The following is a 24756-nucleotide window of genomic DNA, read 5'->3' as shown; positions in this document are numbered from 1 at the left end:
CCCTTGCGACCGTTGCCCTGTCAAGGGGCGCGGGGAACTGCGCGACCAGCCACAACGCACCCGCACCCGCCAACGACGCTCAAACACCCCTCCGGAACCGCGAAGTCCGATGCACAGGATCCGTATCGATCTTGGGAATCACGTGCTCCCCGACCAGCCGAATCGTCTGCAGGGTCTCGTCCTTCGGCACCCCCACCGGCAGCCCGAAACTCAACTGGTCCGCCCCCGCCTGCTCCCACCGCTTGCACTGCGTGAGCACCTCGTCCGGATCCCCGCAGATCAGCAGCTCCTCCTCGATGAGGACCTCCACGAGCTCCTCGGTGTACTCGGGCAGCGTCTCCGGCCATACCGGAAACCCCTCGGGCCGCGGAAACGTGTCGTGGTACCGGAACACCAGCGACGGCAGATAGTGCAGTTGCCCGTTCGCCGCGATCCGCACCGCCTCCTCGTGCGTGGGCGCACAGATCGCCGTGGTCGTCACCATCACGTTGTCGTTGACGAAGTCACCGACCGGCTCGGCGTCCACGATCGCCGTCTTGTACTGCTCCAGCACCCACTCCATGTCGGAGACCTTCTGCACGCTGAAGCCGAGCACGCCGAGCCCCTTCTTCGCGGCCATGGCGTACGACGGCGGCGACCCGGCCGCGTACCACATCGCCGGGTGCGAGCCGCCGTACGGCTTCGGCAGGACCTTCCTCGGCGGCAGCGACCAGTGCTTGCCCTGGAAGCCGGCGTACTCGTCCTGGAGCCACATCTTGGGGAACTCGGCGATGGTCTCTTCCCAGATCTCCTTGGTGTGGTTCATGTCGGTCACCCCCGGCATGAAGCCCAGGATCTCGTGCGAACCGGCACCCCGCCCGCTGCCGAACTCGAACCGCCCCTCGCTGAGATGGTCGAGCATGGCGACCTTCTCGGCGACCTTCACGGGGTGGTTGACCGGGGCGAGCGGGTTGAAGATGCCCGAGCCGAGGTGGATCCGCTCCGTGGCGTGTGCCAGGTACCCGAGGAAGACGTCGTTGGCGGAGAGGTGCGAGTACTCATCCAGGAAGTGGTGCTCGGAGGCCCAGGCGTACTTGAAGCCGGACCTGTCCGCCTGGATGACGTACTCGGTCTCCTCCATCAGCGCCTTGTGCTCGGCGAGCGGGTCGGTTTCAGCCCGTTTGCCCACGTATCCCTGTACGAAGACCCCGAATTCCAAGGAGATTCACCGCCCCACGGTCATTTCTGACGGGCCGTCAGATCGATGGCTCCGACTGTTCCACCGCTCTTCGGGAGCGTCAATAGCTGACGGCCCGTCAGACCTTGCTCGGCCGGAGAGTCAGATGACGCTCACACCCGCCAGCCACCCGCCGTCGATCACGAAGGGCTGCCCGGTGATGTAGGAGGAGTCGTCGCACGACAGGAACAGGGCGAGCCGCGCCACCTCCTCCGGCTGTCCGACCCGCCCCAGCGGCACCAGCTTGCGGTACAGCCGGTCGAGCCCCCTGGCGCTCTCCTCCGGGTCGGCGTCCGGGTCCAGCCGGGCCGGGTTGGACATCGCGGTGTCGATGGCGCCCGGGCAGACGGCGTTGACGCGTATCCCCCGCCCGGCCAGCTCCAGCGCGGCCACCCGGGTCAGACCGACCACGGCGTGCTTGCTCGCCGCGTAGGCACCCACCCCCGCCATCCCGGTCACACCGGTGTACGAGGCGGTGTTGACGATCGTGCCCCCGTCCGCCAGCTCGGGGGCGACGGCCCTGATGCCGAGGAAGCAGCCCACCTGGTTGACCTGGACGACCCGCATGAACTCGTCGAGGGGTGTGTCGAGGAGGGAGCCGAAGCGGAGGATGCCGGCGTTGTTGACGAGCCCGTCGATCCGGCCGTACGCGTCCTTGGCCGCGGCGACGGCCGCCTCCCAGTCGTCCTCCCGGCCGACGTCGAGATGGACGTACCGGGCGCCGATCTCCTTCGCGAGGGCCTCGCCCTGGCCGTCGAGGACGTCCGCGACGACCACCCGGGCACCCTCGGCGGCGAACAGCCTGGCCTCCTGCTCGCCCTGCCCGCGCGCGGCACCGGTGATGATGACGACCCGTCCGTCGAGCCTGCCCATGGCCCTCCTCACAGCTGTGGGGCGACCTCGGCGCCGAACGCCGCGATCTGCTCGGTGAGTTCGGTGCGGTCCCGGCTGCGGAACCGCACCTGGACCTGGTCCACCCCCATCGCGGAAAAGGCCCGCAGCGACTCGGCGACGGCGTCGGCGGGCCCGCTGACCGTCCGCCGCCCGACGTCCCAGCCCGCCGTCCCGACGTACAGGGGCTCGGCGATGGCGCCCAGGGTGAACGGCCCCTCGATCCCGGCCTCTTCCCTGAGCCGCCGTATCCGCGCGATGCGGTCCGGCAGCACGTCCCTGGGATCTCCCTGGGGCAGCCAGCCGTCGCCCTTGAGCGCGGCCCGTCGCAGGGCGGCGGGCGAGGACCCGCCGACCCAGAAGGGGACCCGGTCCTGCGCCGGACGCGGCCGCTGTCCGAGCCCTTCGAAGTCGTACAGCCTGCCGTGGTGTTCGGGGAACTCGTCCGGCCCGAGGGCGCCGCGCAGGGCGTCGATCGACTCGTCCAGCACGGCCCCGCGCCGCTCGAAATCGGCCCCCAGCGCCTCGAACTCCTCCCGGACGTGCCCGGCCCCGACCCCGAGGACCAGCCGGCCGCCCGACAGGTGGTCGAGGGTGGCGTACTGCTTGGCGCTGAGCAGCGGATGCCGTAACCCCACCACGGCGACGTGACTGAGCAGCCGGGTCCGCTCGGTGGCCGCCGCGAGGAAGGCGAGGGTGGCGACCGGGTCGTACCAGACCGTGCTCATCGCGGCCGCGAGGCGGCGCGGAATGGCGACGTGGTCGCAGCACGCCAGGTAGGCGAAGCCGGCGCGGTCGGCGGCGCGGGCGACGGCGAGGAGGTCCTCGGGTCCGGCGGCGGCTTCCCAGGGTTCGGCGTAGATCGTGCTCTGGGACTGGACCGGGAGCTGGATCCCGTAGGCCAGGCTCACCGCGTCCCGTCCCAGAGCCCGTCGTCGGTCAGGCCCAGCAGCTCGATCGCGTTCCGCCGCACGATCCGCTCCACGACCCCGGGGTCCAGGTGCCCCATCTGCGCCTCGCCGACCTCGCGGGACTTGGGCCAGGTGCTGTCGGAGTGGGGGTAGTCGGTCTCGTAGAGCACGTTGTCCAGTCCGATCGCGTCCAGGTTGCGCAGCCCGAACGCGTCGTCGAAGAAGCAGCCGTGGACGTGCTCGGCGAACAGCTCGGACGGCGGCCGGTGCACCTTGTCGGCGACGCCGCCCCAGCCGCGGTTCTCCTCCCACACGACGTCGGCGCGCTCCAGGATGTAGGGGATCCAGCCGATCTGCCCCTCGGCGTACATGACCTTGAGGTTCGGGAACTGCTCGAACTTGCCGCTCATCAGCCAGTCGACCATCGAGAAGCAGCAGTTGGCGAAGGTGATGGTGGAGCCGACGGCGGGCGGGGCGTCGGCGGAGGTGGAGGGCATCCGGCTGCTGCTGCCGATGTGCATGGCGACGACCGTGCCCGTCTCGTCGCACGCGGCGAGGAAGGGGTCCCAGTCGTCGGTGTGGATGGAGGGGAGCCCGAGGTAGGGCGGGATCTCGGAGAAGGCGACGGCACGGACACCGCGTGCGGCGTTGCGCCGGACCTCCTCGGCGGCCAGTTCGGGGTCCCAGAGAGGGATCAGGGTGAGCGGGATGAGCCGCCCGTGCGCCTCGGGGCCGCACCACTCCTCCACCATCCAGTCGTTGTAGGCACGGACGCAGAGCAGCCCCAGCTCGTGGTCCTTCGCCTCGGTGAAGGTCTGGCCGCAGAAACGCGGGAACGTCGGGAAGCAGAGGGCGGACTGGACGTGGTTGACGTCCATGTCGGCGAGCCGGGCCGGGACGTCGTAGGAACCGGGCCTCATCTGCTCGTAGGTGATGACCTCCAGGCGTATCTCGTCCCTGTCGTACCCGACGGCGGTGTCGAGGCGGGTCAGGGGCCTGCGGAGGTCCTCGTAGACCCACCAGTCACCGACGGGACCGTCGTCGCCGGGCGCGCCCATGACCGGCTTGAAGCGCCCGCCGAGGAACGTCATCTCCTTGACGGGCGCACGGACGATCCGGGGTCCGGTGCCCCGGTACTTCTCCGGGAGCCGGTCCTGCCAGACGGTCGCGGGCTCCACGGTGTGGTCGTCCACGGAGATGATCAGCGGAAACGTGCTCTCGTGGGTGTCCATGGCGCTCACGGTAGCGCTGATCTGACGGGGCGTCAGCTATGCGGACGGGGGCGGGTTCCGGCCGCGATGGCCGGGCAGGGACGGGTGGGTGCGGAGAGAGTGTGCGGACCTTGTGGACTCCCGTGCGTCGCCCTGTGATCGGTGTCTCCCACGGCTGACGTATCCGCCGTGTACAAGGCAAACTGGCGTGGTTGCTCAGGATGTCTAGGGGGACTGCATGGACGGTGTACCGGACGGTGTACCGCGCGTACCGGAGCAGCGGCGTTCCGACTCCTTGGTGGAGCCGCCGAAGTCGCCGGAGTCGGGGGGACCGGGCGTGCGGGCGGCGCTGCGCTTCGGCGTGCTCGGACCGGTGCGCGCCTGGCGTGGCGAAGAGCCCCTCACCACCGGTTCCCCCCAGCAGCGCGCCCTGCTGGCCGCCCTGCTGCTGCGCGAGGGCCGTACGGCCACGGCCGCGGAGCTGATCGACGCCCTGTGGGGCGAGGAACCGCCCTCACAGGCCCTGGCGGCGCTGCGGACGTACGCGTCCCGTCTGCGCAAGGTGCTGGATCCCGGCGTCCTGGTCAGTGAATCCGGCGGCTACGCGGTACGGGGACTGGGCGACGGCGCCCTGGACCTCGCCGTCGCCCAGGACCTGGCGACCGAGGCGGAGAAGGCGCGGTCGGCCGGCGACCTCTGCCACGCCCGTGAGGTGCTGCGGCGCGCCCTCGCCCTGTGGGACGGGGAGACGCTGGCCGGCGTGCCGGGCCCGTACGCGGAGGCGCAGCGCGTCCGCCTGGAGGAGTGGCGGCTCCAGCTCGTCGAGTCCCGGCTGGACATGGACCTGGAGCAGGGCTGCCACGCGGAGGCGGTCTCGGAGCTCACCGCCCTCACCGCGGCCCATCCGCTGCGCGAACGGCTGCGCGAGCTGCTGATGCTGGCGCTGTACCGCAGCGGCCGCCAGGCCGAGGCCCTCGCGGTGTACGCCGACACCCGGCGCCTGCTCGCCGACGAACTGGGCGTGGACCCACGCCCCGGCCTCAGCGAGCTGCAACAGCGGATCCTCCAGGCCGACCCGGGGCTCGCGGAGCCCTCCTCCCCGGCCCCCGAGCCCGCCTCGGTCCCGGTCCGCCCGGCACAACTGCCCGCGACGGTTCCGGACTTCACCGGCCGCTCCGGCTTCGTCCGCGAGCTCGGCGACATCCTGGCCGCGGCCGAGAACCGGGTCATGGCGGTCTCGGCCCTGGCCGGCATCGGCGGCGTGGGCAAGACGACCCTCGCGGTGCACGTGGCCCACCAGGCGCGCGGGGCGTTCCCGGACGGGCAGCTGTACGTCGACCTCCAGGGCGCGGGCGCCCGGGCGGCGGAGCCGGAGACGGTCCTGGGCTCGTTCCTGCGCGCCCTCGGCACGGCCGACACGGCGATCCCCGACTCCCTGGAGGAACGCGCGGCGCTGTACCGCTCGGTCCTGGCCGGCCGCCGCGTCCTGGTCCTGCTGGACAACGCCCGCGACGCCGCCCAGGTACGCCCCCTGCTGCCCGGCACGGACGGCTGCGCCGCACTGGTCACCTCCCGGGTGCGCATGGTGGACCTGGCGGGCGCCCACCTGATCGACCTGGACGTGATGGCGCCGGACGAGGCCCTGGCGCTGTTCACGAAGATCGTGGGCGAGGAGCGCGTGGCGTCCGAGCGGAAGGCCGCCCTGGACGTGGTCGCGGCCTGCGGCTTCCTGCCGCTGGCGATCCGCATCGCGGCCTCCCGCCTGGCGGCCCGCCGTACCTGGACGGTGTCGGTCCTCGCGGCGAAGCTCGCCGACGAGCGCCGCCGCCTGGACGAACTCCAGGCCGGCGACCTGGCGGTGAAGGCCACCTTCGAGCTGGGCTACGGACAGCTGGAGCCCGCCCAGGCCCGCGCCTTCCGCCTGCTGGGCCTGGCCGACGGCCCGGACATCTCCCTCCCGGCCGCGGCGGCGATCCTCGACCTGCCCGTGGAGGACACCGAGGACCTCCTGGAATCCCTGGTGGACACCTCACTGCTGGAGTCGGCCGCTCCCGGCCGCTACCGCTTCCACGATCTGGTACGGCTCTACGCGCGTGCCTGTGCGGAAAGGGACGAGCAGCCGCCGAGCGAGCGGGCGGGGGCGCTGTCGCGGATGCTGGACTTCTATCTGGCGTCCGCGGCGGGGGTGTACGCGATCGAGCGGCCCGGTGACCGGCTGGTGGACCATCTGGCCGCGACCACGCACGAGGGGCTGTCCTTCGACACGAGGGAATCCGCCCTGGACTGGCTCTTCGGCGAGGCCGAGTGCCTGCTGGCCTGCGTCCGGCAGTCGTTGCCCGCCCCCACACTCCGGCGGGCCGCCAGTCTCCTCTTGGTGGCGAAGGACCTCTCGGAATCCGGCGCCAGTTCGCTCTCCTACGAGCGGGCCGCCACCGCGTTGTGCCGTGCGGCCGAGGAACTGGGCGACGCCCACGCCGAGGCTCAGGCGCGAACCACCCTGGCGCAGGTGCACGTGCGCGCGGGGCGCTTCGACGAAGCGGCCGTCGAGGCGAGGAGTGCGATGTCGCTGGCGTCCTCCGGGGATCCGTGGTCGAAGTGCAACGCGCCCCTCGAACTCGGCGTCATCGCCTTCTACAAGAACCGGCTCGAAGACGCCGAGACCTACCTGAGCATCGCACTGGACAACTTCCGCGAGGACACGAACGTTCCGGGGGAGGCCAGCGCGCTGTGCAACCTCTCCCGTGTGCATCTGGCCCTGGGCAAGACGAGCACCGCCATCTCCCTGGCGGAGCAGGGCATCGAGATATACGACAATCTCGGTGCGGCACTGCGTCTGGCCAACGGCAGGTACGCCCTCGGACTCGCGCTGACCGTCGCCGGCCGTTACGACGAAGCGCTGGCGCAACTCACGGCAGCGCTGGCCGTCTTCCGGGAGAACCGTCAGCCGCTCTGGGAAGGCGTGACGCACTTCCGTATCGCGGAGGTTCACCTGGCGGCCGGCCGTCCGCCGCTCGCCGCCGCCCACGCCGAGCAGGCCATCGCCCTGCGCGGCATCGGCGGGGAGTGGCGTCGAGGAACGGTCCTCACCGTGCTGGGCAAGGCCCTGTCCGAGCTGGGGCAGCCCGACCGCGCCCGTGCCTGCTGGAACGAAGCCCTGACGATCTACGAGAAGCTGGGCTCCGCCGAGGCCTCCGAGGTCCGCGCACTTCTCAGTCCGGTGGCGACCTGAGCGCGGATTATGAGCGGACGTTCATCGTTCGTTTATCGCCGCCCGGCACTCTCTTGTTACCAGCCCGTCGCGTCGGGGGGCAGACGGTTTGGTCCACGGCCGTACACATACAGTGTACCGGCCTATGGACGCTCGTTCGGCAACCCACGGGGGAGTTGCCGGACGGGCGTCCATCGAACCGGCCATGTCACAGAGAGAGGTGCAGATCATGAGCGACACGGTCAAGCCCGAGGACACGCACATCTCCGGGGGGAAGGACGGGGACATCAAGCCCCTGGACACCCACATCTCCAGCGAGGAGGCGGACCCGGGCGACGTCAAGCCTCTCGACACGCACATCTCCAGTGGCACCGCCAAGCCGCTGGACACGCACATCTCGGACGAGAAGGCCTGACAGACCGGGTCCGACGGGGGACTGCGGGGGGATCGGCCGCGGCGGCGCGGAGGGGGAGCCGTCGCGGCCGAAGTGTGTCCGGAAGCGGGGTCGCTGCGACGGAGCGACCTTGACGCCCGGCCGCAGAGCTTTGTCAGGTCGTCCTCGTCGGACGTGAAGAGCACCACGCCTCCGGGCTGCCGGCCCGCGATGACGGCCAGGGCCGCGTCGATGGCGTACTTGTGGCCGTGCAGGCCGGTGTCCGGCCGACGCCGCCACGTCGTCGGTGACGGGGCCGTCGGAAGGGCTCGGCCCGGTGGCGTGCGCTGCCGCTCCGGGCGCGCGATAGTAGGTCCGGAACGATCACGACCGGCCCGACCCCGAAGGCGGCCCCCATGCCCGGCGAGCAACCGCAGACGTACGAGACCCTCGACGAGCGGTTCCGCACCGGCCGGTGTCAGGCGGGAGACTCCGGGCTGGAGACGTTGTTCGAGGGGTGCCGGTGGGCCGAGGGGCCGGTGTACGTGCCGGCCGGGCGGTATCTGCTGTGGAGCGACATCCCGAACGACCGGCTGCTGCGGTGGGACGAGACCACCGGTTCCGTCGGGGTGTTCCGCACGCCCGCCGGGTATCCCAACGGCAACACCCTGGACGGCCAGGGCCGGCTCATCACCTGCGAGCAGGGCAACCGGCGGGTGACCCGGACCGAGCACGACGGCTCGGTCACCGTGATCGCCGAGCGGTTCCGGGGGAAGCGGCTCAACAGCCCGAACGACGCCGTCGTCAGGTCCGACGGGTCGGTGTGGTTCTCCGACCCCGAGTTCGGGATCGCGACCGACTACGAGGGGCACCGCGCCGAGAGCGAGATCGGGGCCCGGAACGTCTACCGGGTGGACCCCGGCAGCGGCGAGGTGCGCGTGGCCGCCGAGGGCTTCCAGGGCCCCAACGGGCTGGTGTTCTCCCCCGACGAGCGCAAGCTGTACGTGTCGGACAGCCTGGCCAATCACATCCGCGTCTTCGACGTCCGGCCGAACGGCACCCTGACCGGCGGCGACGTCTTCGCCGAGTGCCACGACGGCACTTTCGACAACATCCGGTTCGACGACGCGGGACGGCTCTGGGCCGCCGCCCTGCACGGCGGTGTGCACTGCTACGACCCCGACGGCACGCTCCTCGGCCGCGTCCTGGTGCCCGGCACCGTCGCCAACATCCGGTTCGGCGGCGCCCGGCGCAACCGGATGTTCATCGCCGCCGACACCACCCTCTACTCCCTCGTCATGTCCGTCACCGGGACCCCGCCGCTGCCGTCGGTCAGCCGCTGAGGAGGCCGTCCCGCAGCGCCCCCTTGACGACCTTTCCGCTCGCGTTGCGGGGCAGGTCCGCCACGAACTCCACCGTTCTCGGGACCTTGTAGTTGGCCATCTCCCTGCGGGACCAGGCGATCAGGTCGTCGGCGGTCAGCAGTGCGCCCGGCCGCCGGACGACGTACGCCCTGCCGACCTCCCCCAGCCGGGCGTCGGGGACGCCGATCACCGCCACGTCCGCCACGTCCGGGTGCAGGCCCAGGAGTTGCTCTATCTCCGCGGGGTAGGCGTTGAAGCCGCCGACGATGAACATGTCCTTGAGGCGGTCGGTGATGCGCAGGTTGCCCGCGGCGTCCAGGACGCCGACGTCGCCCGTGCGCAGCCAGCCGTCCTCCGACAGCACCTCGGCGGTGGCCGCCTCGTCCTCGTAGTAGCCGGTCATGACGTTGAAGCCGCGGACCAGGACCTCGCCCGGGGCGCCGGGCTCCAGGGGTTCGCCCCGGGGGTTCACGACCCGTACCTCCGTGCCGGAGATCGCGCGGCCCGACGTCGAGGCGATCACCGTCGGGTCGTCGCCGCGCCGGCACATCGTGACGACGCCGGAAGCCTCGGAGAGGCCGTAGGCCGTCAGGACCGTGCCGACGCCGAGTTCCCCGCGCAGCCGCTCGACGAGTCTCAGCGGCACCACCGCCGCTCCCGTCACCACGAGGCGCAGTGCCGACAGGTCGTGCGCGTCCCGTGCCGGGTGGTCCAGGAGGGACTGGAGGAGGGTCGGCGGGCCGGGAAGCACGGAGACGCGTTCCGCCGCGATGTTGGCCAGGACCGTGTTCACGTTGAACACCGGCTGGGGGATCATCGTCGCGCCCCGGGTCAGGCAGGCGATCACCCCGGCCTTGTAGCCGAAGGTGTGGAAGAACGGGTTGACGATGAGGTAGCGGTCGCCCCGGGCCAGGCCCGCCAGGTCGCTCCAGATGTCGTACGCCCGCAGCGTCTGCACATGGGTGATGACCGCGCCCTTGGGGCGGCCCGTCGTGCCCGAGGTGAAGACGATGTCCGAGGGCCCGGAGCCGTCGACCGCGTCCGCCCTCGCCCGCACCTGTGCCGTCCCGACCGCCTCTCCGCTCGCGAGGAAGTCCTTCCAGGTGAGGAAGTCCGCCGGGGCGTCCTCCGAGAGCACCACCACCTGCTCCAGGGCCGGCAGGCCGGGCAGCGGGCCGGCGACTCCGCGGGCGTCCCCCGGGCCCTGCCCCGCCGCTCTGCGCAGCGACGCCACGTAGGACGTGCCGAGGAACGTGCCCGTCACGAACAGCAGCCGCGCCCCGCTGCGGCGCAGGACGTCCGCCGCCTCCGCGCCCTTGAACCGGGTGTTCAACGGCACGAGCACCGCACCCGCGGAGACCGCGCCCAGGGCGCTGACGATCCAGTCGAGGGTGTTCGGCGCCCAGATGCCGACCCGGTCGCCCGGCCGGATGCCGTGCGCCAGGCAGGCCGCCGCCGCGCGCTCCACGCGGGCGTCCAGCTCCGCGTAGGTGATCCGGGTGCGGCCCTCGACGACCGCCTCGGCGTCCGCGTACCGCTCGGCCGCCGTCCGCACCAGGCCCGGGATGCTTCCCCACTCCGTATCCGCTCGCACAGCGCGCCTCCCGAAGGCATAGGAGCTGACTGTCCGTCAGATTATCGGTAACCTGACGACCTGTCAGCGACGTTCGGCCCCGGAGGTGCGGCAGCATGGCAGCAGGATCGGGCGGCCTCAAGGACGCCACCGCCATCGTCGGCATAGGCCAGACGCCCTTCGCCAAACGGCTCCCCGAAGACGAGCGCACCCTCGCCTGCCGTGCCGTCCTGGCCGCCCTCGACGACGCCGGGATCGCGCCCGGCGAGGTCGACGCCCTCGCCTCCTACACGATGGAGGAGACGGACGAGGTCGAGCTGGCGAAGACCTGCGGCTTCGGGGACCTCACCTTCTTCAGCAAGGTCGGCTACGGAGGCGGCGGTTCGTGTGCCACCGTCGCCCACCTCGCCGCCGCCGTCGCCACCGGACAGGCGAACGTCGGCGTCGCCTGGCGGTCGCGCAAGCGGGGCAGCGGCCCCCGGCCATGGACCAGCACCGCCGTCCAGCTGCCGACCCCGGCCCAGTGGACCCGGCCGTTCGGGCTGCTCAGGCCGGTCGACGAGATCGCCATGCTCGCCCGTCGCTACCTGCGCGAGTACGGGGCCACCCGCGATCACCTGTTCAACGTCGCCCTGGCCTGCCGGAACCGCGCCAACCAGAACCCCGCCGCGATCATGTACGACCGGCCCCTCACCCGCGAGATGTACATGACGTCCCGCTGGATCAGCGAGCCCCTGTGCCTCTTCGACAACTGCCTGGAGACGGACGGGGCGCTGGCCTGTGTCGTCGTCTCCGCCGAGCGCGCCCGCGACTGCCGCCGGAAACCCGTCTACGTCCATTCCGCCGCCCAGTCGCTCCCCGCCCAGCACCACGGCATGGTCAACTACTGGAACGACGACCCCCTCACCGGACCGGCCTGGACCGCCGCCCGGCACCTGTGGAAGCACTCCGACCTGACGCCCCAGGACGTGGACGTCGCGCAGATCTACGACGCCTTCACACCCCTGGTCCTGCTGTCCCTGGAGGGCTACGGCTTCTGCGGGCGGGGCGAAGGCGGGGCGTTCACCGAGGGCGGGGCGCTGGAGATCGGCGGGACGCTGCCCCTGAACACCGGCGGGGGCGGGCTGTCCGAGGCCTATGTGCACGGCTTCAACCTCGTCAACGAAGGGGTGAAGCAGTTGCGCGGGACCAGCACCGCGCAGGTGCCGGACGCGTCGGCCTGCCTGGTCACGGCGGGTGAAGGAGTGCCCACCTCCGCCCTTCTGCTGAGGAGTTGAGATGCTGCGTCCCGTCACCGACACCGACGGCGCGCCGTTCTGGGAGTACGCCGCCCGGGGCGAGCTCCGCGTCCAGGCCTGCTCCGGCTGCGGTGAGCTCCGCTTCCCGCCCCGGCCCTGCTGCCCGCACTGCCAGTCCTTCGAGGCCGAGTGGCGCCGGGTCTCCGGCCGGGGCCGCGTCTGGTCGTACGTCGTTCCGCATCCGCCGCTGCTGCCCGGCTATGCCGAGCTGGCGCCGTACAACGTGGTCGTCGTCGAGCTCGACGAGGCGCCGCGCATCCGGCTCGTCGGCAACCTCGTCTCCGGGCCCGGTGAGCCGATCAACTCCCTTTCCGCGGACCGCCTCCGGATCGGCGCCCGGGTGCGGGCCGTCTTCGACGACGGGCTTCCCCGGTGGGTTCCGGAGCGGTCATGAGCAGTGTGCTGGTGAGCGCCGACGAGGAGAGCGGGGTCGCGGTCGTCACCCTGAACCGGCCGGACCGGCTCAACGCCGTCGATCTGGAGATGGCCGGAGAACTCGCGCGGACCTGGCGGAGGTTGCGGTTCGACGACTCGGTGCGGGCCGTCGTCCTCACCGGCGCCGGTGAGCGTGCCTTCTGTACGGGCATCGACCGGGACGCCGTCGTGCCGCAGCCGAGTTCGCCGTACGCGCAGGACGATCCGCTGCTCGGCATCGGGCCCAAGGCGAACGACCTGTGGAAGCCGGTCGTCGCCGCCGTGCGCGGAATGGCCTGCGGGGGTGCCTTCTACCTGCTCGGGGAGGCGGAGTTCGTGGTCGCCGACACCACCGCCGCCTTCTTCGACCCGCACACCACCTACGGCATGGTCAGCGCCTACGAGTCCGTCCTGATGGCGCAGCACATGCCCTACGGGGAGGTCGCGCGGATGGCGCTGATGGGGACGGCCGAGCGGATCTCGGCGCGACGGGCCTACGAGGTCGGGCTGGTGTCGGAACTCGCGGCCGAGGGCGAGGCGCTGGAAGCCGCGCGGGCGTGCGCCGCCGTGATCGCCGGGTATCCGACCGAGGCCGTGCAGGGGACCGTGCGGGCGCTGTGGGCCGCGAGTGAGGCGGGGCGGTCCCGGGGCTTCGCACAGGCGCCGCATCTGATCGCGCTCGGGAACGCGGCGGGTGAGGAGCAGGCCCGGCTGTTCGCGGGGCGGCGGCGGGAGTACCGGTGGCGTTGACGCCGGTTGCACGGACGTACCCGTTGCGGCAGAAAATCGTTTACCCGTACACGCGTATGCTCGACGGGTGGTTGAGCATCGGATGATCGACGTGAACGGCATACGGCTGCACATCGCGGAGCAGGGCGAGGGCCCGCTCGTGGTACTGCTGCACGGGTTCCCGGAGTCCTGGCACTCCTGGCGGCACCAGTTCGGGCCGCTGGCCGAGGCCGGTTTCCGCGTGGTCGCGCCCGAACAGCGCGGATACGGGCGCAGCGATCACCCCGAGGACGTCGAGGCGTACAGCATCCTCCACCTGGTGGGAGACGTGGTCGGGCTGGTCCACGCGCTGGGCGAGGAGCGGGCGTTCGTCGTCGGGCACGACTGGGGAGCGCCGGTGGCCTGGCACACCGCGCTGCTGCGGCCGGACGTGGTGCGCGGGGTGGCGGGGCTGAGCGTGCCGCCGCCGTTCCGTGGCGGGCAGCCGCCGCTCACAACCATGCGGGAGCGGTTCGAGGGGCGCTTCTACTGGAACTACTTCGAGCAGCCCGGGGTCGCCGAGGCCGAGTTCACCGCCGACACCCGCACCACCCTGCGCAAGCTGCTGTACTCCGCCTCGGGTGACGCCCCGGGCGCCGGACGCCCCGAGCAGGCCCTGGTCGACCCGGAACGCGGCTGGCTGGCGGACGCGCCCGACCCCGAGGTGCTGCCCGAATGGCTGACCGAGGAGGACCTCGACGCCCTCACCGACAGCTACGCGCGGGGCTTCACCGGCGCGCTCAACTGGTACCGCAACCTGGACCGCAACTGGGAGCTGACCGCCCCCTGGCAGGGAGCGGTCGTCTCCCCGCCCTCGCTGTACGTGTACGGGGACCGGGACCTGGTCCCGGCCTTCCCCGGCACGCCCGAACTGATCGAGAAGCTGCCCGAGATGATGCCCGGCCTGCGCCGCAAGCCGCTCGTGCTGCCGGGCTGCGGCCACTGGACGCAGCAGGAGCGGCCGGCCGAGGTGAACGAGGCGCTGCTCGACTTCCTCACGGAGCTGCGGGACTGACGCCCTGTTGCGGACAACCCCCGGGGTGTCCGCCCTCTAGGGCGTGTCCGCAAAGTCCCGCCTGCCCCGCGACGCCCGGCACGCCCTCTCGCCGCACCGGGCGAACACCCACGTACAACCAGTACGCGGGTGTCCGCCCGGCACTCCCCCAGCCTTCGGCCGGGGGGACCCCCAGAGCACGCACCGGACGCCGCGAGGCCCGCCCTCCGGGCGGACGACGGGACTTTGCGGACACCCCCTAGCTCGTGCGTGCCGTGCCCGTGCCCTTCTCCGCGTCCAGGGCGTACACGCAGCGGTCCTTGCTGCACGCGTACACCACTCCGTCCCGGACGACCGGGGAGCCGGTGATCTCGCCGCCGGTGGCGAGCTTCCAGCGGAGCCGGCCGTCGTCGGCCTTCAGGGTGTAGAGCAGGTGGTCGGTGGAGCCGAAGTGGATCCGGCCCTCGGCCACCGAGGGGGCGCCCACGATGTCGCCGCCCGCCTGGAAGCGCCACTTGGGCGTGCCGGTGACCGCGTCGAGGGTGTAGAGGCCCTTGCCGCTGCCCACGTGGACGTGGCCGGCGGCGACCAGGACGGGGTCGACGGAGGCCCGGGACTCGGTGGCGATGCGCCAGCGGTCGCGGCCGTCGGTGGCGTCGAGGGCGTAGACCGTGCCGAGGTAGTCGGCCAGGTAGATGCCCCCGCCGGTGACGGCCGGGCCGGGGACGAAGGTGGGCGGGGAGAGGAACGCGGCCGGGGCCTCGAAGTGCCACTTGACGTGCCCGGCGGCCACGTCGAGGGCGAGGACGCGGGTGCCGGCGCAGACGTAGACGTAGCCGTCGGTCGCCTGGGCGATCCGGACCGGGACGCCGCCGCAGGAGGCCGCGTCGCCGATGGGGTACGACCAGCGCTCGTCGCCCGTGCGGGCGTCCAGGGCGCGCAGCCGGGCGTCCTGCCACACGTAGACCGTGCCGTCGTGCAGGGCGGGCCCGGCCTCGGGGGACTCGAAGTCGCTCTGGCAGCCGGTGACCTCCCAGAGCTTCTGGCCGTTCGAGGCCTCCCAGCCCTGGACGCCGCCGCCCCGGGTGCCGGTGACGACCGTGCCGCGGCCGGCCTTGAGCGAGTAGACCCAGGCGTCCGTCTGGAGGCGCCACAGGTCGGCGCCCTCGCGGGCGTCGAGGGCGAACAGCGTGGGCCCGTCGGAGGCGTGGATACGGCCGTCCGCGACCGCCATGGACCAGGCGACGTCCCGGGTCTTGAAGCGGCGGCGGCCGGTGGCCACGTCCAGCGCGTGTACCTCGAAGGAGGTGACGTAGACGAGGTCGCCGTCGACGGACGGGGTGCCCCAGACGTCGTTCGACATACGGAAGCGCCAGGGCCGCCAGCCGCTCGCCTGGTCGGGCGGCGCGGCCGGGGCCGGGGGCGCGGCGACGGCGGGGCCTACGGCGGGGTCGGCGCCGTTGACGCCGGGGCGGGGCTTGGACCAGGAGGCGGCGAGGGCGGCCTCCGGAGGGGGTGCCTTGACGGCGGCGGCACGGACGTCGGCGACGCGCGGGCCCGGACCGATGGGCACCTGGGCGCCGGCCAGCCGGACCGGGCCGGTGTCGGGGCCGCCGACGGGCGCGGGCACCGGTACGACAGGGTCGTGCGAGGGCGGGGGCGGAATGGGGGCCGGGCCCGGGGCGGGGCGTCCGCCGCCGCTGCCGCCGCCGACAGGGGCGGGCTTGCCGGCCGGGCGGCCGTTGCGGCGGGTCTCGATCAGGCTCACCGCCCGCTCGGGCAGCCACGCGGAGGCCGTGCCGCTGTCGTCGGAGCCGGAGCCGAAGAGGTGGGGGGCCAGCTGGGCCTGGAGGTCGGCCGGGTTGGGGCGGGCCGTCGGGTCCATCTGCATACAGGACTCGATGAGCGGACGCAGCTCGTCCGGGAGGCCCTCCAGGTCCGGGCCCTCGCGCAGCAGCATGAAGACGGTCTCGACCGGGTTGGCGCCGTGGAAGGGCGGATGTCCGGTGGCGGCGAAGACCAGCATGGAGCCGAGGGAGAAGACGTCGCTCGCGCCGGTGACGCTGCGGGAGTCCTTGGCCTGCTCGGGGGACATGTAGGCGGGCGTGCCGACGGCGACGTTCGTCATCGTCAAACGTGTGTTCGAAACACCCGACGCGATACCGAAGTCGATCACCCGGGGGCCGTCCTCGACGACGAGGACGTTCGACGGCTTGAGGTCCCGGTGCACCAGCCCGGCACCGTGGATGGACTGGAGCGCCTCGGCCACGCCCGCCGCCAGCCAGCGCACCGCCTGGGCCGGGAGCGGCCCGCAGTCGTTCACTATCTCCTCGAGGGAGGGCGCGGGAACGTACGCGGTGGCCAGCCACGGCACGGCGGCGCGCGGGTCGGCGTCCACGACCGCGGCCGTGTAGAAGCCGGAGACGGCGCGGGCCGCCTCCACCTCACGCGTGAAGCGGACCCGGAACAGCTGGTCCTCGGCGAGCTCCGTGCGGACGGTCTTGATCGCCACGCGCCGGCCGGACGCCGAGCGCGCGAGATAGACCAGCCCCATGCCGCCGGCACCCAGCCGTCCCAGCACCTCGAACGGCCCGATCCGCCGCGGATCGTGCTGCGTCAGCTGATCCACCACTCTGCCTGCCACCTCCCCGTACGAGCCGCGCCAAGCCACATGTTCCACGCGACCCCGTGCAGCGTCTCACCACCGCACCGCCATGGCGGCACGCACCCCGATTCTTCCTGGCCGGAGCCGTGGTTGCGAACCCGGTGACAATTGGGATGTCTCGGTACACAGGCGATCAAACAATGACCAAACACTGCCTGATCTGCCCTGCTCAGCGGTGCAGCAGCGCGAAGGACGCCCCCTGATTGTCCGTGACGACGGCGACCGTGCCGTACGAGGTGTCGAAAGGCGGGGCCTGGATCCGGCCGCCGAGGCGGGTGACGTCCTCCAGCGCGGCCGGTACGTCCTCGACGGCGAAGTGGACGAGGAAGTGGGGCGGCATCTCGGCCGGGAACACGTCGGAGACGGGGGCGCGGCCGAAGTCGGGCTCGGCGTCGGGCCCGAACAGGGCCTCCTGGAAGAGGTCGCCGTAGAAGGCGTTGGCCGCCTCGGTGTCCCGCGCGTACAGCTCCGCCCAGGCGAAGGTGCCCGGCTCGCGCCGCCTGCCGAAGCCGGGGTGCCGGTCCGGCTGCCACAGGGCGAAGACGGCGCCCTCCGGGTCGGTGACGAGGGCGGTGACACCCAGCTCGCCGGCCGGCACCGGCGACGAGACGACCTGCCCGCCGGCCGCCAGGACGCGCCGGGCCAGGGCCGTGGCGTCCGGGGTCGCGAAGTACACCGTCCAGACGGTGGGCAGCCGGCCGTCCACCTTGCGGACCAGCGCGGCCACGGGTTCACCGTCCTTCAGCGCCTGCGCGAAGGGGCCGAACCAGTCCTCGAAGGTCCACCCGAAAAGTTCACCGTAGAACCGCTTGCCCGCCTCGACGTCGGCAAGCTGCGCGTCCACCCAGCAGGGAACGCCCTCTGCGTACACCGATGCCCTGTTTTCGGCCATGCCGACAACGTAACCGGGACTGCCGCAACCCGCAGACCAGGCACACCAGCCCCCGCACTCCCTTACACCCCATTTGCAGTCGGCCGAATCGCGCCCCGATCACGCCTCGGTAAGCTGACGGCATGACAGGACAAGTGCGTACCGTCGACGGCCGCGTGGCCGGCCGGCGTGGGCAGGCGACCCGGCAGAAACTGCTCGACTGCCTCAGCGAGATGCTCAGCTCCTCCCCTTACCGGGACGTCAAAGTCATCGATGTCGCCCGGAAGGCGGGCACTTCACCCGCGACCTTCTACCAGTACTTCCCGGACGTCGAGGGCGCGGTCCTGGAGATCGCCGAGCAAATGGCGGCCGAGGGCGCCACGTTGACCGAGCTCCTTGAGGGCCGCTCCTGGGCCGGCAGGGCCGGCTGGCAGACGGCGCAGGAACTCGTCGACGGGTTCCTGGAGTTCTGGCGCAAGAACGACGCCATCCTCCGGGTCGTCGATCTCGGCGCCGCCGAGGGCGACAAGCGCTTCTACAAGCTCCGGATGAAGATCCTCAACTCGGTGAACAACTCCCTCGCGGACTCCGTCGCCGAGCTCCAGGCCAAGGGCAGGGTCGACAAGGACGTGAACCCGGCGGCCGTCGCCGGTTCGCTGGTCGCGATGCTCGCGGCCGTCGCCTCCCACCAGAAGGGTTTCTCCTCCTGGGGCGTGAAGCAGGCCGAACTGAAGCCGAACCTCGCGCTGTTGGTCCACCTGGGCGTCACGGGCAGGAAGCCGACGAAGTAACCCGGCCCGGCGCCCCCGGGTCTTTTCCCGCACCCCAAGTCCTGTCTGGCAGGCGGCGGTCCACCCGAGTGGACCGCCGCCTGTTGCGCTCTACCGCTCCGCGCGCTTCCGTACGATCCGGAAGAGCCGGATCTCCCGCTCCACCCGGCCCTGGTACGCGGCGTACGGCGGCCAGAACTCCACGACCGCCTTCCACACCGCCGCCCGCTCCTCGCCCCGCAGCAGCGCGGCCGTGACCGCGATGTCCTCGCCCTGCCAGTTGATCTCGGCATCGGGATGGGCGAGCAGGTTGTGGCTCCAGGCGGGATGGCCGGGCCGGCCGAAGTTGGACCCCATGAGTATCCAGCTGTTCCCGCCCTCCTCCGGCATGCAGGCCAGCGGCGTACGACGCGGCAGCCCGCTCCTGGCCCCGGTCGAGGTCAGCACCAGGCCCGGGAGCAACCGCGCGCTGAGCAGCACCTTTCCGCGCGTGAGCCGGTGGACGCCCCGGTCCAGGGCGGGGAGGACGTAGGGCGCCACCCGCGCGAAGCCCCGCGTCGAGGACACCTTCTGCACCCATCGCACACCGATCGCCATCAGCCGGCCTCCTCGAGGACGTGCGCCAGGTCGGCGGCGTGCGCCCGCAGCCGGTGGACCGGCCCGAACAGCAGCTCGTCGCCCGCGGCGCGCTTGAAGTACAGGTGCACGTCGTGCTCCCAGGTGAAACCGATACCACCGTGCGACTGGATCCCCTCGGCGGCGGCAGCGCGCAGGGCCTGAAGCGACTGCGCGAGGGCGAGGCCGCCCACCCGCTCCCCCTGGGCGGTGGCCCAGGCCGCGTAGTACGCCGCCGAGCGGGCCGCCTGCACCTGGACGTACACGTCGGCCAGCCGGTGCTTCACCGCCTGGAAGGAGCCGATCGGCCGCCCGAACTGCTCGCGCTGCCCGACGTACTCGACGGTCCGCTCCAGCACCCGGCCGGCGGCGCCGACGGCCTCGGCGGCGAGACAGGCGGCCGCGGTGTCACCGAGCCGGGCGAGGGCGGGGAGGACATCGGCGTCCGCGCCGCCCAGCAATTCGGCGGGTGTATGGCGGAGTTGGATACGGGCTTGTGGACGGGTGGCGTCCAGCGCGGTCTGCCGTACGCGGGTGAGGCCGGCCGCGTCACCGCGCACGAGGAAGAGCAGGACGCGGGAGCGGGCGAACCCGCCGGTGTGCGCGGCGACCACGAGCAGCCGGGCGCTGTGCCCGTCGAGGACCTGGTCGACCTGCCCGTACAGCTGCCAGCCGCCGTCGGCCCGCCGGGCCTGCACGCCCCCGGCCCGCCCGCCGCCGGCCCACTCCCCGCGCGGGTCGTGGCCGGTGAGTCCGAGCGCGGTGGCGAGGGCGGGACCCGGAACCGCGAGGGCCGCGGTGAGTGCCCCGGAGGCGATCCGCGGGAGCAGGTCGGCCCGCTGGGCGTCGGTACCGAGGGCGAGCAGCAGCGGGGCGGTGAGTACGGCCGTCGCGAGCAGCGGGGAGGGGGCGAGGGTCCGGCCCGTCTCCTCGCAGGCGAGGGCCAGCTCGGTGACCGAGCAGCCGGCACCGCCGTAACCCTCGGGGAGGGCCAGTCCGGGCAGGCCGAGCTGTTCGGCGAGGGCGGTCCACAGGGCCGGGTCGTGCCCGGCCGGTGTGTCGACGGCGGCCCGCAGCTCCTCGGGGCCGCACCGCTTGTGGAGCAGTTCGCGCAGGGTGCGGCGGATCTCGTCCTGTTCGGCGGTGAAGCGGGCGTCCATGGGGGTACCACCTCCGCATCTGACGGTGCGTCATATTAGGGCGGGGGGCCGGGGATGCCCAGAGTCCTGCCGTGGTTGTGCCGGGCGTTATCTGATGTACCGTCAGATTCATGGTTGCCCGGAGGAAAGTGGCCGTCGTCGGCGTGGCCCTCTCGGACTGCGGCCGCGTGGACGACGCGACCCCGTACGCGCTGCACGCCCAGGCGGCCCGCCGCGCCCTCGCCGACGCGGGCCTGGACCGCTCGCTGGTCGACGGCTTCGCCTCGGCGGGCCTGGGCACCCTGGCCCCGGTGGAGGTCGCCGAGTACCTGGGCCTGCGCCCCACCTGGGTCGACTCCACCTCCGTCGGCGGCTCCACCTGGGAGGTCATGGCGGCCCACGCGGCGGACGCGATCGCGGCCGGGCACGCGCGCGTGGTGCTGCTCGCCTACGGCTCGACGGCCCGCGCGGACGTCAGAGCGGGCCGCCGCACGGGGACGCTGTCCTTCGGCACCCGCGGCCCCCTCCAGTTCGAAGTCCCCTACGGCCACACCCTGATCGCCAAGTACGCCATGGCGGCCCGCCGCCACATGATCGAGTACGGCACGACGATCGAGCAGTTGGCTCAGGTGGCGGTCCAGGCCCGGGCCAACGCGGCCCTGAACCCGGAGGCGATGTTCCGTACCCCCGTCACGGTGGACGAGGTCCTGGCCGGCCCCATGATCGCCGACCCCTTCACCAAGCTGCACTGCTGCGTCCGTTCCGACGGCGGGGCGGCGGTGCTGCTGGCGGCGGAGGAGTACGTACGGGACTGCCGCACGTCCCCGGTGTGGGTGCTGGGGAGCGGGGAGCACGTCTCGCACGCCGCGATGTCCGAGTGGGCGGACTTCACGGTGTCCCCGGCGGCGGTGAGCGGACGGCTGGCCTTCGAGCGGGCGGGCGTACGGCCGGACGAGATGGACTTCGCCGAGATCTACGACGCCTTCACCTACATGACCCTGGTGACGCTGGAGGACCTGGGCTTCTGCGGGAAGGGCGAGGGCGGGGCGTTCGTGGAGAAGGGCCGGCTGCGGGTCGAGGGCGGGGAGCTTCCGGTGAACACCGACGGGGGTGGGCTGTCGGCTCAGCATCCTGGCATGCGGGGGCTGTTCCTGCTGGTGGAGGCGGTGCGGCAGTTGCGGGGGGAGGGCGGGGTACGACAGGTGCGGCGGCGTGGCGACGGGGGGCTGCCTCGGCTGGGGGTGGCGTCGGGGACGGGTGGGTGGTTCTGCTCGTCGGGGACGGTGGTGCTCGGGGTGTGACGATCCCGGCACTCGGCGATCGCCGCGTCTGCGGCCCACAGAGCGGTCCGATCTCCCTCCATTGGCCGTTCCCAACCGCTCGGAGTGGTGGTTACCGTCCGGCCATGGACGAGCTGACCGAGATCTTCCGTCGCGCCGCCGAGCACGCCGCCGCCTACCGCCGCTCGCTGCCCGAGCGGCCGGTGGCGCGGCCCGTCGACCACGCGGCCCTGCGCGCCGCGTTCTCCCGCCCCCTGAACCGCTCGCCCGCCGACCCGCTCACGGTGGTCGACGAGCTGGTGGCCGCCGCCGAGGACGGACTCGTCGCCACCGCCGGGCCGCGGTTCTTCGGGTTCGTCGTCGGCGGGGCGCTGCCCGCGGCCACCGCCGCGGAGATCCTGGCCGCCGGGTGGGACCAGAACGCCTTCAACGCCGCGCTCTCGCCCGCCGCCCTCGCCGCGGAGGAGGCGGCGGGCGGCTGGCTGAAGGACCTGCTCGGCATCCCCGCCACGGCGTCCACCGGGTTCGTCACCGGCGGACAGGCGGCCAACACCGCGGGGCTCGCGGCGGCCCGGCAGCATCTGCTCACCGAGGCGGGCTGGGACGTCGGGCGCAAGGGGCTGGGCGGTGCCCCGCGCCTGCGGGTGGTCACGGGCGAGGAGCGCCACGCCACCGTCGACCGCTCGCTGCGGCTGCTCGGCCTGGGCACCGACTGCCTGAAGACGGTCCGCACCGATGGACGCGGCGCCCTCGACACCGACGACCTGCGCCGGGTGCTGGCGTCCGACCCGGGCACGCCGGCGATCGTGTGCGCCCAGGCCGGCAACGTGAACACCGGCGCCTGTGACGACCTCCGTACCGCCTGCGATCTCACCCACGCCCACGGCGGCTGGGTGCACGTCGACGGCGCCTTCGGCCTGTGGGCGGCCGCGAGCCCGGCGACGCGCCACCTGGTCGACGGCGTGGAGCTGGCCGACTCCTGGGCCTGCGACGGCCACAAGTGGCTGAACGTGCCCTACGACTGCGGCTACGCCTTCTGCTCCCGCCCCGCCGTCCACGCCGGCGCCCTGTCGTACACCGCCTCCTACCTCACCCGCGCCGACGGCGCTCCGGCCGGCGGGGCCGACTTCACCGCCGAGTCCTCCCGCCGCGCCCGCGGTTTCGCCACCTGGGCGGCGCTGCGCGAACTCGGCCGTGACGGCGTCGCCGCGCTCGTGGACCGCTGCTGCCTGCTCGCCCGCCGCTTCGCCGACGGCCTGTCCGCGGCGGGCTACGAGGTCGTGAACGACGTGGTGCTCAACCAAGTCCTCGTCGGCTTCGGCGACGACGCCCGCACCGACCAGGTCGTACAGGCGGTGCAGCATGACGGCACCTGCTGGATGGGAGCCACCACCTGGCGCGGCCGACGGCTGATGCGCGTCTCGGTGTCCGGCCACAGCACGACGGAGGCCGACGTCGACCGGTCGATCGCGGCGATCGTGCGGCTGGCCCGGGCGTCGTGATCCCCGGGCCCTGACCGGATGACCGGGGGGAGCCCACGGCGTTCGGGCGCCGCGAGGGGGAGACCGCTCCAGGGCTTGTTGCCGCCGCTTACCTGACGTACCGTCAGATCCCGGTCTCGACGACGGCGACGCGGGAGCATGGGCATGGACACGATCTGGCTCACCGGAGCGCAATGGCTGGCCGTGCTGCGGATCGGGCTCGGGCTGTGGTGGCTGGAGAGCTGGCGGCACAAGGACCGCAAGGCCTGGTTCCAGAGGGGCACCGGCATCGCGTGGGCGGCCGGGATAGCCGCCGAGCACCGCTGGAGCGCCGTGCGTTCGGGCTTCGACAGGGTCGTCGCGCCCCACCCGCGCGCGATGGCGCACGTCGTCGTCTACGCGGAACTCGCGCTCGGACTGGGCCTGATCACCGGCTTCCTCACCCCGATCGCCCTGGCCGGCGGGTTCCTCCTCAACGCCCTCTACTTCACCCTCATGATCCACGAGGTAGCCGAGCAGGGGCAGAACTCGATGATGGCCCTGATGTCGGTGGTCGGGCTGTTCGGGATGTCCTGGCAGACCTGGTCGCTGGACAGCGCGCTGGGGCTGTTCTGATGACAGGGCGTTTCGACCTGCCCGAACCGGACGCCTTCACCCGGACGTACTGGGAGGCGGCAGCCGAGGGCCGGCTGCTGATCCGCCGCTGCCGGGCCTGCGGCCGGGCCCACCACTACCCGCGCGAGTTCTGCCCCCACTGCTGGAGCGAGGACGTCGCCTGGGAGCCCGCGAGCGGCCGCGCCACCCTCTACACCTGGTCCGTCGTCCACCGCAACGACCTGCCGCCCTTCACGGATCGCACGCCGTACGTCGCCGCCGTGGTCGACCTCGCCGAGGGGCCGCGGATGATGACCGAGGTCGTGGGAACGGGTTCGGCGGGGGAACTGTCCGCCGGGGCGGAACTGGTGGTCGCGTTCCGGGAGGGGATCCCGGTGTTCCGCGTCGTGCCGGGCGCGTTCGGCGGGTGAACGGCACCGCCCCACACGCTTGAATGGCCCCATGGCCCCCATACGCGACCGGTCCCTGACCGGCCCCCTCCCGGAAATCCACGGCCGCGGCCTCCGTCTGCGCCCCTGGGACGCCACCTCCGGCTCCGATGTCGAGACATGGCTGCGCGGCATGCGGGACCCGGAGTTCATGCGCTGGAACACTCCGCTGAGGCTGGTCACGGACCGGACGAGCGCCCGGGAGTCGCTGCGCGCGCGGGCACAGAGCGCGGCGGAGGGCACGTCCGTGTCGTTCCGGGTCGCGGACGCCCGCAGCGACACGGCACTGGGCCACATCGGCGTCAACGAGATCAAGTACCACCTGAAGGTCGCCCGCGTCGGCTACTGGGTGCTCCCCGAGGCCCGCGGCCAGGGCGTCGCCACCCGGGCCCTCCTGCTCGCCGCCCATTGGGCCTTCACCGAACTCCGCCTGCACCGGCTGGAACTGGACCACGCCGTCGGCCACGACGCCTCCTGCCGCATCGCCGAGCGGTGCGGATTCGCGTACGAGGGAACCCTGCGCGGGGCGATCTTCGAGGAGGGCCGGCACGACGCGTTCCGGGACGCCCACCTGCACGCCCGGCTGGCGACGGATCCGGAACCTGACGCGGAACCGGGTGCGGAACCGAAGCCGGATGCCGGCCGAGGGCCCGGGGCGTAATTCGGAGGTG

At 72.5% G+C, this 24756-nt stretch carries 22 protein-coding genes; 13 read left to right on the top strand and 9 right to left on the bottom strand.

What is annotated here, in order from left to right:
* Window positions 1–79 precede the first annotated feature (79 nt).
* The 4 genes from QC385_RS05170 to QC385_RS05155 all read right to left on the bottom strand — a co-directional run bounded on the left by QC385_RS05170 (window position 80) and on the right by QC385_RS05155 (window position 4250).
* Window positions 80–1198 carry an LLM class flavin-dependent oxidoreductase gene (locus tag QC385_RS05170; RefSeq protein WP_279540067.1) on the bottom strand — a complete coding sequence of 373 codons (1119 nt, stop codon included), beginning with the start codon at window positions 1196–1198 and terminating at the stop codon, window positions 80–82.
* A gap of 120 nt (window positions 1199–1318) precedes the next feature.
* Window positions 1319–2089: an SDR family NAD(P)-dependent oxidoreductase gene (locus QC385_RS05165; protein WP_279540066.1), complete on the bottom strand. Its 771-nt coding sequence runs from the start codon at window positions 2087–2089 to the stop codon at window positions 1319–1321.
* A gap of 8 nt (window positions 2090–2097) precedes the next feature.
* Entirely contained in the window at window positions 2098–3012 is a 915-nt protein-coding gene (locus tag QC385_RS05160; protein WP_279540356.1) for a TIGR03619 family F420-dependent LLM class oxidoreductase, read from the bottom strand.
* Between the two features lie 2 nt (window positions 3013–3014).
* A complete protein-coding gene (locus tag QC385_RS05155; RefSeq protein ID WP_279540065.1) occupies window positions 3015–4250 on the bottom strand; it encodes an amidohydrolase family protein in 1236 nt (411 codons plus the stop codon).
* Between the two features lie 217 nt (window positions 4251–4467).
* Here QC385_RS05155 and QC385_RS05150 point away from each other — a divergent pair, with 217 nt between their 5' ends.
* The 3 genes from QC385_RS05150 (at window position 4468) to QC385_RS05140 (ending at window position 9153) form a co-directional block, all read left to right on the top strand.
* Window positions 4468–7458, top strand: a complete 2991-nt coding sequence (locus tag QC385_RS05150; RefSeq protein ID WP_279540064.1) for an AfsR/SARP family transcriptional regulator — start codon at window positions 4468–4470, stop codon at window positions 7456–7458.
* 208 nt (window positions 7459–7666) lie between these two features.
* Complete coding sequence (locus QC385_RS05145; protein ID WP_086605270.1) at window positions 7667–7852, top strand: hypothetical protein; 186 nt, start codon at window positions 7667–7669, stop codon at window positions 7850–7852.
* 374 nt (window positions 7853–8226) lie between these two features.
* Entirely contained in the window at window positions 8227–9153 is a 927-nt protein-coding gene (locus QC385_RS05140; RefSeq protein ID WP_279540063.1) for an SMP-30/gluconolactonase/LRE family protein, read from the top strand.
* On the opposite strand, the gene QC385_RS05135 is transcribed toward QC385_RS05140, so the two are convergent.
* Window positions 9143–10768: a FadD3 family acyl-CoA ligase gene (locus QC385_RS05135; RefSeq protein WP_279540062.1), complete on the bottom strand. Its 1626-nt coding sequence runs from the start codon at window positions 10766–10768 to the stop codon at window positions 9143–9145. The genes QC385_RS05140 and QC385_RS05135 overlap by 11 nt on opposite strands.
* A gap of 95 nt (window positions 10769–10863) precedes the next feature.
* Here QC385_RS05135 and QC385_RS05130 point away from each other — a divergent pair, with 95 nt between their 5' ends.
* The 4 genes from QC385_RS05130 to QC385_RS05115 all read left to right on the top strand — a co-directional run bounded on the left by QC385_RS05130 (window position 10864) and on the right by QC385_RS05115 (window position 14242).
* Window positions 10864–12024 carry a lipid-transfer protein gene (locus QC385_RS05130; protein WP_279540061.1) on the top strand — a complete coding sequence of 387 codons (1161 nt, stop codon included), beginning with the start codon at window positions 10864–10866 and terminating at the stop codon, window positions 12022–12024.
* Window position 12025: 1 nt separating this feature from the next.
* The gene (locus QC385_RS05125; RefSeq protein ID WP_279540060.1) at window positions 12026–12439 is read left to right on the top strand and encodes a Zn-ribbon domain-containing OB-fold protein; all 414 of its coding nucleotides are present in this window, start codon (window positions 12026–12028) and stop codon (window positions 12437–12439) included.
* A complete protein-coding gene (locus QC385_RS05120; protein WP_279540059.1) occupies window positions 12436–13209 on the top strand; it encodes an enoyl-CoA hydratase/isomerase family protein in 774 nt (257 codons plus the stop codon). Before QC385_RS05125 ends, QC385_RS05120 begins: the two co-directional genes overlap by 4 nt.
* An 82-nt stretch (window positions 13210–13291) precedes the next feature.
* Complete coding sequence (locus QC385_RS05115) at window positions 13292–14242, top strand: alpha/beta fold hydrolase (protein ID WP_279540355.1); 951 nt, start codon at window positions 13292–13294, stop codon at window positions 14240–14242.
* Between the two features lie 238 nt (window positions 14243–14480).
* Here QC385_RS05115 and QC385_RS05110 read toward each other — a convergent pair whose 3' ends face one another.
* Together QC385_RS05110 and QC385_RS05105 are read right to left on the bottom strand one after the other, a co-directional pair.
* Window positions 14481–16853, bottom strand: a complete 2373-nt coding sequence (locus tag QC385_RS05110) for a serine/threonine-protein kinase (RefSeq protein ID WP_279540058.1) — start codon at window positions 16851–16853, stop codon at window positions 14481–14483.
* Between the two features lie 202 nt (window positions 16854–17055).
* Window positions 17056–17778, bottom strand: coding sequence for a VOC family protein (locus tag QC385_RS05105; RefSeq protein ID WP_279540057.1), 723 nt, complete (start codon window positions 17776–17778; stop codon window positions 17056–17058).
* Between the two features lie 134 nt (window positions 17779–17912).
* Between QC385_RS05105 and QC385_RS05100 the strand changes: the two genes are divergently transcribed.
* Window positions 17913–18548 (top strand): TetR family transcriptional regulator, encoded by a 636-nt coding sequence (locus tag QC385_RS05100; RefSeq protein WP_279540354.1) that lies wholly within the window; start codon window positions 17913–17915, stop codon window positions 18546–18548.
* Window positions 18549–18638: 90 nt separating this feature from the next.
* Here the strand turns inward: QC385_RS05100 and QC385_RS05095 are convergent, their stop codons facing one another.
* Together QC385_RS05095 and QC385_RS05090 are read right to left on the bottom strand one after the other, a co-directional pair.
* A complete protein-coding gene (locus tag QC385_RS05095; protein ID WP_279540056.1) occupies window positions 18639–19124 on the bottom strand; it encodes a nitroreductase/quinone reductase family protein in 486 nt (161 codons plus the stop codon).
* The gene (locus QC385_RS05090; protein ID WP_279540055.1) at window positions 19124–20302 is read right to left on the bottom strand and encodes an acyl-CoA dehydrogenase family protein; all 1179 of its coding nucleotides are present in this window, start codon (window positions 20300–20302) and stop codon (window positions 19124–19126) included. The genes QC385_RS05095 and QC385_RS05090 overlap by 1 nt, the downstream gene beginning before the upstream one ends.
* 110 nt (window positions 20303–20412) lie before the next feature.
* Between QC385_RS05090 and QC385_RS05085 the strand changes: the two genes are divergently transcribed.
* The 5 genes from QC385_RS05085 (at window position 20413) to QC385_RS05065 (ending at window position 24746) form a co-directional block, all read left to right on the top strand.
* Window positions 20413–21582 (top strand): thiolase C-terminal domain-containing protein, encoded by a 1170-nt coding sequence (locus tag QC385_RS05085; protein ID WP_279540054.1) that lies wholly within the window; start codon window positions 20413–20415, stop codon window positions 21580–21582.
* 104 nt (window positions 21583–21686) lie between these two features.
* Window positions 21687–23063, top strand: a complete 1377-nt coding sequence (locus QC385_RS05080; RefSeq protein ID WP_279540053.1) for a pyridoxal phosphate-dependent decarboxylase family protein — start codon at window positions 21687–21689, stop codon at window positions 23061–23063.
* A gap of 144 nt (window positions 23064–23207) precedes the next feature.
* Complete coding sequence (locus QC385_RS05075; RefSeq protein WP_279540052.1) at window positions 23208–23657, top strand: DoxX family protein; 450 nt, start codon at window positions 23208–23210, stop codon at window positions 23655–23657.
* A complete protein-coding gene (locus tag QC385_RS05070; protein ID WP_279540051.1) occupies window positions 23657–24067 on the top strand; it encodes a Zn-ribbon domain-containing OB-fold protein in 411 nt (136 codons plus the stop codon). The genes QC385_RS05075 and QC385_RS05070 overlap by 1 nt, the downstream gene beginning before the upstream one ends.
* A gap of 31 nt (window positions 24068–24098) precedes the next feature.
* Window positions 24099–24746 (top strand): GNAT family N-acetyltransferase, encoded by a 648-nt coding sequence (locus QC385_RS05065; protein WP_279540050.1) that lies wholly within the window; start codon window positions 24099–24101, stop codon window positions 24744–24746.
* The last annotated feature ends 10 nt before the right edge of the window (window positions 24747–24756 follow it).

It is taken from the genome of Streptomyces sp. DH10, from assembly GCF_029813805.1.
In the GTDB taxonomy this organism is placed as follows: Bacteria; Actinomycetota; Actinomycetes; order Streptomycetales; family Streptomycetaceae; genus Streptomyces; species Streptomyces coeruleofuscus.
Note: the sequence above shows the minus strand (reverse complement) of the source record. Positions and strands in the feature narration are given on the sequence as shown.

Bases quoted from the DNA above. Each gene is read 5' to 3' on its own strand.
- QC385_RS05165 (WP_279540066.1), bottom strand. From the start codon at position 2,089: ATGGGCAGGCTCGACGGACGGGTCGTCATCATCACCGGTGCCGCGCGC.
- QC385_RS05155 (WP_279540065.1), bottom strand. From the start codon at position 4,250: ATGGACACCCACGAGAGCACGTTTCCGCTGATCATCTCCGTGGACGAC.
- QC385_RS05150 (WP_279540064.1), top strand. From the start codon at position 4,468: ATGGACGGTGTACCGGACGGTGTACCGCGCGTACCGGAGCAGCGGCGT.
- QC385_RS05145 (WP_086605270.1), top strand. From the start codon at position 7,667: ATGAGCGACACGGTCAAGCCCGAGGACACGCACATCTCCGGGGGGAAG.
- QC385_RS05140 (WP_279540063.1), top strand. From the start codon at position 8,227: ATGCCCGGCGAGCAACCGCAGACGTACGAGACCCTCGACGAGCGGTTC.
- QC385_RS05130 (WP_279540061.1), top strand. From the start codon at position 10,864: ATGGCAGCAGGATCGGGCGGCCTCAAGGACGCCACCGCCATCGTCGGC.
- QC385_RS05125 (WP_279540060.1), top strand. From the start codon at position 12,026: ATGCTGCGTCCCGTCACCGACACCGACGGCGCGCCGTTCTGGGAGTAC.
- QC385_RS05120 (WP_279540059.1), top strand. From the start codon at position 12,436: ATGAGCAGTGTGCTGGTGAGCGCCGACGAGGAGAGCGGGGTCGCGGTC.
- QC385_RS05115 (WP_279540355.1), top strand. From the start codon at position 13,292: ATGATCGACGTGAACGGCATACGGCTGCACATCGCGGAGCAGGGCGAG.
- QC385_RS05105 (WP_279540057.1), bottom strand. From the start codon at position 17,778: ATGGCCGAAAACAGGGCATCGGTGTACGCAGAGGGCGTTCCCTGCTGG.
- QC385_RS05095 (WP_279540056.1), bottom strand. From the start codon at position 19,124: ATGGCGATCGGTGTGCGATGGGTGCAGAAGGTGTCCTCGACGCGGGGC.
- QC385_RS05090 (WP_279540055.1), bottom strand. From the start codon at position 20,302: ATGGACGCCCGCTTCACCGCCGAACAGGACGAGATCCGCCGCACCCTG.
- QC385_RS05085 (WP_279540054.1), top strand. From the start codon at position 20,413: ATGGTTGCCCGGAGGAAAGTGGCCGTCGTCGGCGTGGCCCTCTCGGAC.
- QC385_RS05080 (WP_279540053.1), top strand. From the start codon at position 21,687: ATGGACGAGCTGACCGAGATCTTCCGTCGCGCCGCCGAGCACGCCGCC.
- QC385_RS05075 (WP_279540052.1), top strand. From the start codon at position 23,208: ATGGACACGATCTGGCTCACCGGAGCGCAATGGCTGGCCGTGCTGCGG.
- QC385_RS05070 (WP_279540051.1), top strand. From the start codon at position 23,657: ATGACAGGGCGTTTCGACCTGCCCGAACCGGACGCCTTCACCCGGACG.
- QC385_RS05065 (WP_279540050.1), top strand. From the start codon at position 24,099: ATGGCCCCCATACGCGACCGGTCCCTGACCGGCCCCCTCCCGGAAATC.